Annotated in this window: 13 protein-coding genes; 3 read left to right on the top strand and 10 right to left on the bottom strand. The window is 68.0% G+C overall.

Translation table 11 applies throughout. The annotated features are described in order from the left end of the window. The first annotated feature begins 64 nt into the window (after positions 1–64). Complete coding sequence (locus B3E43_RS03125) at positions 65–334, top strand: hypothetical protein (protein ID WP_292026495.1); 270 nt, start codon at positions 65–67, stop codon at positions 332–334. A 98-nt stretch (positions 335–432) separates the two neighbouring features. On the opposite strand, the gene B3E43_RS03120 is transcribed toward B3E43_RS03125, so the two are convergent. From B3E43_RS03120 to B3E43_RS03085, 8 genes are all read right to left on the bottom strand, one after another. Next, positions 433–1,236: a DUF1295 domain-containing protein gene (locus B3E43_RS03120; protein WP_292026493.1), complete on the bottom strand. Its 804-nt coding sequence runs from the start codon at positions 1,234–1,236 to the stop codon at positions 433–435. Positions 1,237–1,277: 41 nt separating this feature from the next. Then, positions 1,278–1,664, bottom strand: a complete 387-nt coding sequence (locus tag B3E43_RS03115; RefSeq protein ID WP_292026490.1) for a hypothetical protein — start codon at positions 1,662–1,664, stop codon at positions 1,278–1,280. Beyond that, positions 1,661–2,959, bottom strand: coding sequence for a homogentisate 1,2-dioxygenase (gene hmgA, locus B3E43_RS03110; protein ID WP_292026487.1), 1,299 nt, complete (start codon positions 2,957–2,959; stop codon positions 1,661–1,663). Before hmgA ends, B3E43_RS03115 begins: the two co-directional genes overlap by 4 nt. Before the next feature lie 72 nt (positions 2,960–3,031). Next, a complete protein-coding gene (locus tag B3E43_RS03105) occupies positions 3,032–4,114 on the bottom strand; it encodes an ArsO family NAD(P)H-dependent flavin-containing monooxygenase (protein WP_292026485.1) in 1,083 nt (360 codons plus the stop codon). Positions 4,115–4,213: 99 nt separating this feature from the next. After that, the gene (locus B3E43_RS03100) at positions 4,214–5,335 is read right to left on the bottom strand and encodes an acyl-CoA dehydrogenase family protein (protein WP_292026483.1); all 1,122 of its coding nucleotides are present in this window, start codon (positions 5,333–5,335) and stop codon (positions 4,214–4,216) included. Continuing rightward, on the bottom strand, positions 5,332–5,613 hold the full coding sequence (locus tag B3E43_RS03095; protein WP_292026481.1) for a hypothetical protein: 282 nt from the start codon (positions 5,611–5,613) through the stop codon (positions 5,332–5,334). Before B3E43_RS03095 ends, B3E43_RS03100 begins: the two co-directional genes overlap by 4 nt. A 35-nt stretch (positions 5,614–5,648) precedes the next feature. Then, positions 5,649–6,833, bottom strand: a complete 1,185-nt coding sequence (locus B3E43_RS03090; RefSeq protein ID WP_292026479.1) for an acyl-CoA dehydrogenase family protein — start codon at positions 6,831–6,833, stop codon at positions 5,649–5,651. A 49-nt stretch (positions 6,834–6,882) separates the two neighbouring features. Then, positions 6,883–7,140, bottom strand: a complete 258-nt coding sequence (locus B3E43_RS03085; protein ID WP_292026478.1) for an Lrp/AsnC ligand binding domain-containing protein — start codon at positions 7,138–7,140, stop codon at positions 6,883–6,885. 46 nt (positions 7,141–7,186) lie between these two features. On the opposite strand from B3E43_RS03085, the gene B3E43_RS03080 reads away from it, so the two are divergent. Both B3E43_RS03080 and B3E43_RS03075 read left to right on the top strand, forming a co-directional pair. Next, on the top strand, positions 7,187–8,002 hold the full coding sequence (locus tag B3E43_RS03080; RefSeq protein ID WP_292026475.1) for an alpha/beta hydrolase: 816 nt from the start codon (positions 7,187–7,189) through the stop codon (positions 8,000–8,002). Positions 8,003–8,314: 312 nt separating this feature from the next. Beyond that, on the top strand, positions 8,315–8,989 hold the full coding sequence (locus tag B3E43_RS03075) for a bifunctional 4-hydroxy-2-oxoglutarate aldolase/2-dehydro-3-deoxy-phosphogluconate aldolase (protein ID WP_292026473.1): 675 nt from the start codon (positions 8,315–8,317) through the stop codon (positions 8,987–8,989). Between the two features lie 122 nt (positions 8,990–9,111). Here B3E43_RS03075 and B3E43_RS03070 read toward each other — a convergent pair whose 3' ends face one another. Beyond that, positions 9,112–11,955 carry a M16 family metallopeptidase gene (locus B3E43_RS03070; RefSeq protein WP_292026471.1) on the bottom strand — a complete coding sequence of 948 codons (2,844 nt, stop codon included), beginning with the start codon at positions 11,953–11,955 and terminating at the stop codon, positions 9,112–9,114. Positions 11,956–12,024: 69 nt separating this feature from the next. Further along, a complete protein-coding gene (locus tag B3E43_RS03065; RefSeq protein ID WP_292026469.1) occupies positions 12,025–12,873 on the bottom strand; it encodes a ribokinase in 849 nt (282 codons plus the stop codon). Positions 12,874–12,885 lie beyond the last annotated feature (12 nt).

Genomic DNA, 12,885 nt, shown 5'->3' with positions numbered 1-12,885 from the left:
ACGCGCCCGTGAACCCGATCGGCGCGGCGGAGTTATGAGGTTTCCACTCTGGAAGGATATCCTCATGCGTAAACTCATCATCGCCGCCGCCGCCACCTTCGCCTTCGCCGGCCTCGCCGCTTGCGGTGAAAGCGCCGCCGACAAGCAGGCTGAAGTGCAAGCCGACGCCCTGGAAGAACAGGCGGCTGCCGCTCCGACCGAAGCCGCTGAAACGGCCCTCAACGCCGAAGCCGACCGTATCGAACAACAGGCAGGCAATGCCGACGGCGGCATGACCACGTCGAACACGCCGAACACCTCGCCGAGCACCTCGCCGGCCAACCCGAACAACTAATCGGGACGGCTCCGGGGCGTCATGACCCCCGGTGCGATCAGAACGGTCAGCCCCCGTCGCGCAAGCGGCGGGGGTTTTCCGTCAGTGGCCTGTGCTTCTCAGAGCTTCTTCGGCGGCCAGGGGATGAAGGCGCTGGTCCGGCGCACATAGTCGGCATAGCCCGGCCGCGTGCCATGGATGGCCTTTTCGGTGATGCCGATCCCCGACCATTTCGTCAGGGTGAAGGTCAGGAACAGCGGCCCCGCGATCGCCCACAGCCCCGGGGCGGTCTCGGCCGCAATCAGATACAGCCCCCACCACACGCAGGCGTCGCCGAAATAGTTGGGGTGACGGGTCCAGCGCCACAGGCCTGTGTCCAGCACCTTGCCCTTGTTCGCCGGATCCTTGCGGAAGGCGGTTAGCTGGGCGTCGCCGATGCTTTCGAAGCCGATGCCGATGACCGCGAGCACCGCCCCGGTCCAACCGATCCAGCCCACCGCCGGTTCAAGGGCAACCTGTCCCAGCTGCACTGGCAGGGAGGTCAGCCAGGCCAGAACGGCCTGCGGCACAAACACCACCAGCAGCGCCGTCTTTCCAAAGCCCCAGCCACGGTTGGTCTCCATCCGGGCCAGCAGGTTGAGATACCGGCCATCCGCCCCATGCGCCCGCCAACGGCGATAAAGGTGCCAGCCCAGCCGCAGGGCCCAGATCCCGACCAGCCACAGCAGCAGCCATTTGCGCGTCGGATCCCCCTCGGTCCGCGGAAAGGTGACCAGGGCCAGAAAGAGCATGGCCATGGGCCAGACGGCGTCGATGAAACTGACGTCCCTGACCTTCAGGGAAACCAGCCACAGGGCGGTCATCACCGCGATGATGAGGGCAAGGTTCAGGCCCAGCAGGGCGGCGATCTCGGTCAGGCTCATGGTTCAGAAACGTCCTTGAAGAGGCGCCGGATGCAGGGTGGTCAGTCGACGCAGATCGTGGCTTCGGCCTTGCCGCCTTCGATCGTGGTGTAGCAGCCAAACCGGCTGCTCGAGGCCTGACACTGGCCCACGGCGTTGGTTCCGGCGGCCGGGGGATTGGCCACGTCCTCCACGCGACAGTCGCCCTGGCAGTCATCGCCGTCGGTGCAGCGTGTCCCGGCGTCAGCATATGTGATCACGCAGCGCACCGATTGCATCCGTCCCTGCGGCAGCATCTTGCCGCCGGCCCGTGCACAGGCCGCCGCATCCTCGCTGCCCGCGACCGACTGGACCGCGGGCGCTGCCTCGGCGAGATCGGTCCGGCTATCCGCCGGCAAGGGCTGGCAGGCCGCCATCAACACCGCCGCCGCGATCAGTATGCGCTTCATGTCACCCGGCCCTTTTCGAAGCCTGTCCAGACGTCATCGTAGTCCAGTTGCATCGTCGGACTGGTTTGCGCCCATTCCGTGGTCCGGATCGGCGCCCGGGTCTCAAACATAAAGGCCAGGGTGTTCTCGATCTTGACCGGCTTGAGGTCAGCGGCCACCGCCTTGTCATAGCTGGCCTGGTCCGGCCCATGCCCGCTCATGCAATTATGCAGCGAGGCGCCGCCCGGTGCGAACCCGCCCTCCTTGGCGTCATATTCGCCGGTCACCAGCCCCATGAATTCGCTCATCACGTTCCGGTGGAACCACGGCGGGCGGAAGGTGTCCTCGCCCACCATCCAGCGCGGCGGGAAGATGACGAAGTCGCAGTTGGCCGTCCCCGGCGTATCCGAAGGCGAGGTCAGGACCGTGAAGATCGAGGGATCCGGATGGTCGAAACTGACTGTGCCGATCGTGTTGAACCGGGCGGTGTCGTACTTGTACGGCGCGTAGTTGCCGTGCCAGCCGACCACATCCAGTGGCGAATGCGGGAAGGTCGTGGTCCACAGCCGCCCGCCGTATTTCTGCACGCACTCGGTCGGCCGGTCGACATCCTCGAACGCCGCGACGGGCGTCTGAAAGTCGCGGTGGTTGGCCAGCCCGTTCGCGCCGATCGGCCCCAGGTCCGGCAGGCGGAACAGCGCGCCGTAGTTCTCGCAGACATAGCCGCGGATCGGACCGGAGCATTCGACCCGGAACCGCACCCCGCGCGGAATGACCACGATCTCGCCGGGCCGGGCGTCGATCCGCCCCATCTCGGTGACGAAGGCCTGATCGCCCTCTTGCGGCACGATCAGCAGCTCGCCGTCGGCGCAATAGAAGACCCGGTCCGTCATCGACCGGTTGGCCGCATACAGATGGATGCCGATGCCCGACAGCGCCTCTGCATCCCCCGTCCCGCCATAGGTGACCAGCCCTTCGACCCAGTCGGTCGGCGCGGTCGGCAGCGGCAGGGGGTCCCACCGCATCCGGTTCGGCGACGGCGGCGCGTCATGGAAGGGTCCGGTCCGCACCAGCCCCTGGGCGAACGGCCTGTAGGCGGGGTGTTGGGCGCTCGGCCGCAACCGATAAAGCCACGACCGCCGGTTCTCGCTGCGGGGAGCCGTGAAGGCCGTCCCCGAAAGCTGTTCCGCATAAAGCCCCATCGGCGCCCGCTGCGGCGAATTGCGGCCTTCCGGCAGGGCGCCGGGCACGGCCTCGGTCGCGAAATGATTGCCGAAGCCGCTCAGATATTGAGGCGCGTTGGATCGCGTCGTCATGGTCAGAGTCTCCCTGCCCCCCGATCTAGGACAGGCCGAACCGGTTGGCCACTCCGGCGTGACCCGGAGGCGTCATGCCTGCGCCGCGGCCTGCTGAATCCGGGCCACCATATCCCTGGCGGCGCGCGTCACACCGACGATGGTGGCCGAGGCCGCTCCGGTCCAGTCGCCGTAGCCCATGAGCCAGAGGCGAGGCTGCCGGATCGATCGGCCATCCTCGACCGCTGCACGGCCGTCCGCTTCCACGACGCCGAGCGGGTGGAGATGATCCAGGGCGGGGCGGAAACCCGTGCACCAGATCACCGCATCGATCGACTCGTCGCTGCCATCCGGCCAGGTGACGCCCTGTTCGTTGAAGGCTGTAAACGGACGACGGCTGTTCAGGTCACCACGGGCGCGCGCCGCCCTGACGCTTGGGATGGCTACGATGTCGCCCAGGCCGCCGATGGGCGCATCGACGGTGCGGCCCTCCATCTGGGCTTTCCAGCGGTCGGTGGCGCGCTGGAACAGGACCCGGCCATCGACATCGTCGGGCAGAAACAGCGGCTCCGTGATGGTCACCCAGGTCGCGTCAGCCACCAGCGAGACCTCGGCCATAATCTGCGCCCCGGAGTTCCCGCCGCCGACCACGAGAACGCGCTTGCCGACGAAGGCATCGGGCGATTCGTAGCGTGCCGAATGCAGCTGCACGCCGCCGAACGCCGAACGACCGGGGTAGTCGGGAATGAAGGGCTGACTCCAGGTTCCGGTCGCGCTGACAACCATTCGAGCTTTGCGAATGCCCCTGTCGGTGACGATCTGCAGGCCTCCGTCGACAGCGTTGACCGCCAGAACCTCGACCGGGCGCTCCACAGGGAGCTGATACCGCTGCTCATAGGCTGAGAGGTATTCGATCACGTCATCACGGGTCGGATAGTCAACACCCGGCTTTGCCGGCATGGGCCAACCCGGGAGTGAACTCCAGCTGCTGGGCGAGAACAGCCGCAGAGAGTTCCACGCGTGCCGCCAGGCGCCGCCGGGCGTCTCGCCCGCATCGAGTACGACATAGGTCAGGCCAGCCCGGCGCAAGTAATAGGCTGTGGCCAGCCCAGCCTGCCCCCCTCCAATCACGATGACATCCAGCAGGGCCGCGTCCGGTTCAGTCGTCGTGTTCACCGGAGCCGGTCCTTTCTGAAAGGGCTTGGTGACCCCCGGAACGCGCAGGGCCGAAATCCGCCCCTCGGAAAGCGCTCTCTCGGTCAAAAAATCGCCCGTCTAGAACCCCTGCGCCCGCGCCATCCGCTCCTGATGGAACCCCGCGTCGCCGAGCAGTTCGTTCAGCACCCGCACCCGCTTCATGAACAGGCCGACGTCATATTCGTCCGTCATGCCGACGCCGCCGTGCATCTGCACCGCCTCCTGCACCGCCAGTTCGGCGACGCGCCCGGCCTTGGCCTTGGCCACCGAGACGATCAGCCCGGCATTCTCACGACCCGCATCCAGCGCCGTCAGCGCTCCCATGACCGCTGCCCGGGCGATCTGGATCTCGCTGAACAGATGCGCCGAGCGATGCTGCAGCGCCTGGAATTCGCCGATCAGTTTCCCGAACTGTTTGCGAGTCCGAAGGTAGGCCATCGTCGTCTGGAAGGCCTGATCGCCCGCCCCGTTCAGCGACGCCGCCGCGCAGGCCCGGCCCAGATTCAGCGCGCCCTCCAGCAGCGCCTCCCCGCCGTCGACCGAGCCGATCACCGCATCCGCATCGACCTCGACATCCGTCAGCGTCACACGCGCCGCATTGTGCGCATCGACCATGACCGTGCGCTCGATCTCGACCCCGGCCGTTTTCGGATCGACGAGGAACAGAGACAGCCCGTTCTCGGTCAGTGCCGCGACGATCAGCGCATCGGCGACATGACCGTCCAGCACGAAACCCTTGGCCCCGTTCAGTTTGAAGCCGTTGCCCGACCGTTCGGCGACGGTGGCGATCCGCGTCGGCGCATGTTTGGCCCCTTCGTCCACCGCCAGAGAGACGATCGCCTCGCCCGCCGCGATCCGGGGCAACCAGGCCGCCTGCTGTTCGGCCGAACCGCCGTCCAGAAAGAGCTTGGCGGAGAGCACGCTTGACCCCAGGAAGGGCGACGGCGTCAGCGTCCGCCCCAAGGCCTCAGCCATCACCCCGGCCTCGACCGCGCCGAGGCCGGAGCCGCCATGTTCCTCCGGGATGATCACCCCCGCGAACCCCATCTCTCCGAACGCCCGCCACAGATCGCGCGAGACGCCATCCGCGTCCTTCGAGTCGCGCAGCTTCCTCAGGTGCGCGATCGGGGCGTGCTCGTTCAGGAAGCCGTCGGCGGCCTCCTTCAGCATGGTCTGCTCTTCGGTCAGGATCAGAGTCATCTCAGCACCAAAGTGGATGCGTACCCGGCGTTCGCCAGCACTTGGAGGGGGATCGTGAGGAGCAGCGTCAGCTCTGGCCAAGGCGACTTCTTGCCAGTCAGAGATAGCGCGATCGCAGCGAGACCCGTTGCAATCGGCACAACAATCAATGCTGCGGCCGGTATGGCCCTCTCGGGTGGAGTCGCGAGGAAGAAACCGAAAGACCAGTCAGCCATCTCGAAAAAGAAAATGGAGACGCAGAGTCCCAACACGATCGAGAGCGCCGCGATCAGGCGCATTCCGAGCAGGGCGACTGAGCGCGGGCGGGGCACCATCACGCCCCTGGCAGCTGAAGCAGGTGTTTGGCGATAATGTTCAGCTGCACCTCCGAGGTTCCGCCCTCGATCGAATTGGCCTTGGTTCGCAGCCAGTCACGCGCCGCCTTGCCGCCCCGCGACCGCTCGCCCTCCCACTCCAGCGCGTCCGAGCCGCCCGCCGCCATCAGCAGTTCGTGCCGCCGCTTGTTCAGCTCCGACCCATAGTATTTCAGCATCGAGGCGATGGCCGGATGGGCCTGCCCCGCCTTCACCTGATCCCCGGCCCGCTCCATGGCCAGACGGAAGGCCGCCGCGTCGATCTCCATCTCGGCAATCCGTGCACGGAGCATCGGCTCGTCCAGCCGGCCCTCGTCGTCGGTCCCGATCGAGCCTGTGGCCACCTGGCCCAGCGGCCGCCCGCCTCCCAGCTCGCCCATGGCCCCGATCATGGTCCGTTCATGGGCCAGCAGATGCTTGGCCACGTCCCAGCCGCGGTTCAGCGTCCCGACCAGATTGGCCTTCTCCACCCGAACATCGTCGAAAAAGGTCTCGCAGAACGGGCTCTTGCCGCTGATCAGGGTGATCGGGCGCGTGCTGACGCCCTTGGTCGCCATGTCGAACAGGACGAAGGAGATCCCCAGATGCTTGGGCGCCTCCGGGTCGGTCCGGACCAGACAGAAGATCCAGTCCGCCTTGTCGGCGTATGACGTCCAGACCTTCTGGCCGTTGACGATCCAGTGGTCGCCGCGATCCTCCGCCCGCGTCTGGATCGCCGCCAGATCGGACCCCGCGCCCGGCTCGGAATAGCCCTGGCACCAGCGGATCTCGCCCCGCACGATCTCGGGCAGGAAGCGCTGCTTCTGTTCCTCGGTCCCGAAGGCCAACAGGGCCGGGCCCAGCATCCAGACGCCGAAACTGGCCAGCGGGGCTTGGGCGTCTATGCGGCGCATCTCCGAATGCAGCACCTTGGCCTGCTCGCGGCTCAGCCCGCCGCCGCCGTACTCCGTCGGCCATTCCGGCGCGGTCCAGCCCTTCGCGCCCATGCGGTCCAGCCAGGTCTTGTGCGCGGGGGTCGGGAAGACGGCATTGCGCCCGCCCCAGACCCGGTCCTCGTCGCTCTCCACCGGCCCGCGGCATTCTGCGGGACAGTTGGCCTCAAGCCAGGCGCGGGTCTCCGCGCGGAACGCATCAAGATCGGTCATGTCAGCCTCCGTACCGGACTGTTAGCAGCGTTTCGCGGGTGACGCTGCGTCAGCCCCCGCCCGGCAGGAATGGCGAGAAGGTGATGACCGTGAACGTGTCGCGGATATTGGCCCGGGTCTGGACCGATTTCGTCACGAACGTCCCGATATCGAGGTCCTTCGGCAGCTGGAACTTGGCCAGCAGGTCATACTGGCCTGAGGTCGAATAGACCTCCGAGACATATTCGACATTGTCCACCATATCGGCCGCCACGTCATTGGCGTGGCCCAGCTCGCATTTGATGAAGACGAAGATGGCGGTCATCATGGAGGCGGTCCTTCCGGGTGTTGGACGGTGTCTAGCGGATGGATGCGTGTCAGGCGAGATCGACTTCGAGGCCCAATACAACAACCGCGCCCACGTGCCCGACCACCCCGCCGTCATGCAGCGCTGGCGCGAAACCGCCGAGGCCGTCCGCGCCGCTCATCCGCCGCTCGAGCTCGCCTATGGCCGCGGCCCGCGCGAGGTCATGGACCTCTTCTCCGCCGGAGACGCCGCTCCTGTCGCCGTTTTTCTGCACGGCGGCTACTGGCAGGCCCTGGACAAGGGCTGGTTCTCCGGCATCGCGCCCGCCCTGCTCGCCCATGGGATCAGCCTCGCCATCCCCTCCTACGACCTCTGCCCCTCCGTGCGGCTCGGGACGATCCTGGGCCAGGTCCGCACCGCCGTCGAAATGATCCGCGAGCGAACCGGCGCCCGGCCGGTGGTCTTCGGCCATTCCGCTGGCGGCCACATGGCCGCCTGCATGCTGTCCGAGGGCCGCGCCAAGGCCGCCATCGCCATCAGCGGGATCTTCGACCTCGCGCCCCTGATCCCGACCTCGCTGAACAAGGCGCTCGATCTCGACGACCGCGAGGCGGCCGCCCTGTCGCCGATCCACTGGCCCGTCCCCAACGGCTCCACCCCCGGCGGCACGGTGCTGGTCTGCATCGTCGGCGCCGACGAAAGCCCGGAATTCCTGCGTCAGTCGCGCATGATGACCGACCACTGGGGCGCCCACGGCGTAGAGACCCGCTATGAGGCGCTGACCGGCCTCAACCATTTCACCGTGCTGGATCCTCTGTTTGATGGGGACAGCGAGATGACGCGTCGCATTGCAACCTTGAGCGAGGTACCCAAAATTGTGTAGAAGCCAATACCGTATCCGGTAACGGACGGCCTTGACCCGACCCGTGTCGTCTCTCCGGGAACTTTATGCTTAAAGCGTTCCGCAAACTGATCCGACAGCTTCGTTGCCGCCGTCATCGCTGGCGCCCCGACCGCCGCGTCGACGGGCGCGAGTTTTGCGACCTCTGCGGCGCGAAGCGACAGACGACCTGATCGGTCGGGCCGGTCTCGAAACACAAAGTTCCACGTGTCCCTGCACCGGCGCTTTCCCGGAACGCGACGGGTGGGATAAGCATGGCGGGCTGCCGGAGCGACCGGCGGAGGAAATCAGACCATGCGCCACGACCGCCTCGCCGTCTTGACTGCTCTGGAGTCCCAGGGCGTGGCCCCGGTCTTCTACCATCCTGATCCGCGGGTCTGCCTCGACGTCATCCGCGCCTGCGCCCGTGGCGGCGCGCCCGTGATCGAGTTCACCAACCGCGGCGACTTCGCTTGCGACCTGTTCGGCGAGATCGCGCGTGAGCTGCAGCAGACCGACCCCCACGTCATCCTCGGCATCGGCTCGGTGGTCGATGCGGGCACGGCGTCGCTGTACCTCAACCGGGGCGCCCGGTTTGTGGTCAGCCCCTGCCTGGTCCCCGAGGTCGCCCGCGTCTGCAACCGGCGCATGGCGGCGTATTTCCCCGGCTGCGGCTCGGTGACCGAGATCGGCCAGGCCCATGAGCTGGGCTGCGACATCGTCAAACTGTTTCCGGGCGGCAGCGTCGGCGGGCCGGACTTCATCAAGGCGGTCATGGCCCCCATGCCGTGGACCAAGATCATGCCCACGGGCGGCGTCGATCCCGACGCGGCCAGCATCGCCAGATGGTTCGGCGCCGGCATCGTCGCTGCCGGCATGGGCTCGAAACTGGTCACCGACGCCGCCGTCAAGGCCGGCGACTGGGCGGGCATAGAGGCAAATGTGCGGAAGACGGTCGAGGCGGTCGCCGCCTTCCGCGCCGCAAGGTGATTAGTGGCTAGTGGCTAGTGGCTAGTGGCTAGTGGCTAGTGGTCGTCGTGGCGCAGACGCTGGGCCGACAAGCCCGCCCTGCAAACAGCCCCGGTCACTCGCCACCAGTCACTGGCCACTATCTACAGCCCCAACGTCGGACTGTTCAGATCCAGATCCGCCGCCGGGATCACGACCACATCCGGGTGCGCGGCCCGCAGGGCGTCGATGAACTCCGACGCCTGGCCGACCACCACCACCCAGGCCTGGTCCGCACTGACACGACGCGCGGCCTCGGTCAGGCTGGCGGGCGTGGTCGCCGCGACCCGGGCCGGATAGGTTTCGATCTCCGACAGCGGCAGGCCATAGACCACCGCATCGGCCAGCACACCGCCCAGACCGCCCGTGGTCTCCAGCGCCCGCGAGAAGCCGCCGGTGATGAAGGTCTCGCGGTTGGTCACCTCCGAGTCCGCCACCGGCTCGGCAGCCAGCCGGTCGAACTCGGCCAGCACCAGGCCGACGACCTCGGCCGCGCTCTCGTTCTTGGTCTGGGTCGAAGCGGTCAGCAGGCCGCCGTCGATCCGGGCGCCGACCGAGGAGTTGGCCCCGTACGACAGACCCCGCTTGGCGCGGATTTCCTGGAACAGCCGCCCGTTCTGGCCCGATCCCATCACGGCGTTGGCGACCAGCAACGGATAGTAGCCGTCGTCATCACGGCGCGGTCCGCGCACAGCCGCCGTCACTGCCGCCTGACCGGCGCCCGGCAGGTCGACCACCACGATGCGGGGAGCCGGCGCTGCTCCGGCCCGGTCGCCGATGATCGGCGCTGCTTCCGACGGCCGTTCCCAGCCGCCCAGGGTCCGCTCGGCGAAGGCGAAGGCCTCTTCCGGCTCCATCCCTCCGGTGATGATCAGGGCGGCGTTGTCAGGCCGCCACCAGCGGTCGTGGAAACCGGCGATCTGGTCGCGCGTCATCGCCGCCACCGAGTCCGGCGTACCCGTCGTTGGCGCGCCATAGGGCGCCGCGCCGAAGGCCAGCCGGTTCAGCACCAGCGAAGCCAGCGGTCCCGGCTGGCGCAGGTTGACCCGCAGGGCGTTGACCGCCTGGGTCCGGCTGCGCGCCACCTCTTCCTCGGCGAAGGTCGGGCGTTGCACGACGTCCGCAAACACCGCCCCGGCCGCCTCGGCCGAAGCCAACGGCGCCGACAGGAACAGGGTGGTCGAATCCGCCCCGGCGCCGCCGCCGATATTGGCGCCCAGCGCCTCCAGCGTCCGCGCGATCTCCGGCGCCGACCGGTCGCCGGCGCCCTGGCTGGCCAGTCCGGCCGTCATCGCCGCCAGCCCCGGCCGGTCGGCCGGGTCGCCCGCCGCCCCGCCGGCCATGACCAGCTGGACGTTCATGATCGGCAGGGCGGTGGACTTGGCCACGATCACTCGCAGACCGTTCGAAAGCGTCCGCTCCACGATCTGCGGCGTCGCCATCGCCCTGACCTCGCCGAGGGGCGGCGGAGCCATGCGGTCGCCCTCGGGCAGCAGTTCATTGGCCGCCAGAATCGCCGGCGGCACGGTCAGGAAGGTCGGGACCGGCGCAGGATTGCGCCAGCTGTCTTCCGGCACATCGGCCGGCCGCGCGCTCTCGTCCTGATACCGGACCGAGACCCGCGCCTGATCGTTGAGATACGTCCGGGCCACCCGCTGCACATCTGCCGCGGTCACCGCCTGAATCGCCGCCAGCCGCTCATCGGCCGCGCGGGGGTTGTTCTCCGACACGATCGACTGGCCCAGGATGAAGGCCCGCCCCGACGACGTCTCGCGCTGGCGCAGTTCGCCGGCCACGATCTCCATCCTCGCCTCCGCCAGCTCCGCAGCCGTCACCGGCTCGTCGCGCACCCGCGCTAGCTCGGCGTCCAGCGCCGCCTCGACGTCCGCCATCGCCTTGCCCTGGGCCACCACGGCGGTGACGGAGATGACACCGTCCTCTTCCATCGAATTGGCGCCGAAGCCGGCGTTCGAGGCCAGCTGCGAACGATAGACCAGCGACTGGTACAGCCGCGAGCTCTCGCCACGGGACATGATGGCCTGCAACACTTCCAGCGCCGCATTGTCCGGATGGTCGGCCGCCACGCCCGGATAGATCACCCCCACCGCGGGAAGGGGCACATTGGGCGCATAGGCTTCGACCCGGCGCGGGGCGGTGCGGGGGGTCTCGACCGGCCGTTCGAAGACCGGCACCGGGCGGTCCGGGTTGCGGATGTCGCCGAAATACTGATCCACCCAGCGGTTCAGCTGGGCCGGATCGAAATTGCCGGAGACGATCATCGTCGCCGTGGCGGGGCGGTAATAGGCCTCGTGGAAAGCCCGGGCGTCCTCGATCTGCGCCGAATCCAGTTCCTCGATGGAGCCGATCACGCTGCGGCGATAGATGCTCTCGTCGAAACTGTTGTCGCCCAGCACGAAGCGCTGGAAGCGGCCGTACGGCGGCGCATAGACCCGCTGGCGCAGCTCCTCCTTGACGATCGAGCGCTCCGCGTCGAACACCGCCTGGTCGACCACCGGCCGCGCCATCCGCTCGGCGTGGGTCCACAGCATGGTCTCGAGATACTGCGGCGGCACCGTCTCATAGTAGTTGGTGAAGTCCTGCCCCGTGGAGGCGTTGCGCGAGCCGCCGGCGTTCTCGACCATCGTCGAGATGCCGCCGTAGGGGATGTTGACCGTCTTGCGGCTGAGGATGTGTTCGAACAGGTGGGCGAAGCCGCTGCGGCCTTCGGGGTCATCCTTGCCGCCGACGTCGTACCAGAGGGTGACCGTCACCGTGCCGGCCGTGGCGTCCGGCATGGCGTAGACGTCCAGCCCGTTGGCCAGCTCGCGATGGGTGAATTCCAGCGGCGGCACGGAGATCGACGCGGGCGTCTGGGCGAAGGCGGGCGCGAATGTCAGCGGAGTCAGAGCCAGCAGCGAGGCCCCCAGAAGCGCGGCGGTGCGGGTCATGTCGGCGGTCCCCAGTCGATCAGGTCTGAACAGGTCCGCGACCCTAACAGCGACCCGCCGCCGCCCTAGTTACGACCCTGTAATGATCGACTCGACCTCATCCCGCGTCGGCAGGGACGGCTGCGCCCCCGGCCGCGTCGCCGCGATCGCCCCCGCCGCGCAGGCGAACCTCAACGCCGCTTCCGGCTCCATCCCTTCCAGCAGGGCGACGCAGATCGCCCCGACGAAACAGTCCCCCGCGCCGGTCGCATCGACGGCCTTGACCTTCGGCGGCGCGGCCCGGGCGATCTCCGCGCCGCGCTGGTACATGACCGCGCCCCTCGCCCCCAGCGTCACCACGACGCGGCCGCCGCCCTGATGCAGCAGATCGCCATAGAATTCCGCCTCGGTCTCATTGACCACCAGCAGATCCGCCCGACGCAACAGCTGGTCCGACACCGGCGCCGCCGGGGCCAGATTGATGCAGACGAATTCCGTGGCCCGCCCCGCCGCCGCCTCAACCGTCTCAATAGGCAGCTCCAGCTGCAGGATCAGCGGCGCCTCGATCCGCGCGGGCAGTTGTTCGGGCATGGCGCTGTGGTTCGCCCCCGCCGCCACCACGATCTGGTTTTCGCCCTCGGAATCGACCGCAATCAGGGCCACGCCGGTCGGCGCGGTCGCATCCGTCACGACCCCGCCGACATCGACATCGTCGGCCATCAGAAGGGCCATCGCCTCCTCGGCCATGCCGTCGCGCCCGACCCGGCCGATCATGCAGACCTCGGCGCCCAGCCGCTGCGCCGCCAACGCCTGGTTGGCGCCCTTGCCGCCCGGATGTCTCGCCAGCGTCGCCCCGGTGACCGTCTCGCCCGCGCGCGGCAGGCGCGGCGCGGTGGCCACAAAATCCAGATTGATCGAACCGACGACGGTGATCCTCAACGCGACTTCTCC

Source organism: Brevundimonas sp. UBA2416, from assembly GCF_002343105.1.
In the GTDB taxonomy this organism is placed as follows: domain Bacteria; phylum Pseudomonadota; class Alphaproteobacteria; order Caulobacterales; family Caulobacteraceae; genus Brevundimonas.
The sequence above is the reverse complement of the archived record's forward strand: the minus strand, read 5'-3'. Positions and strand labels throughout refer to the sequence as shown.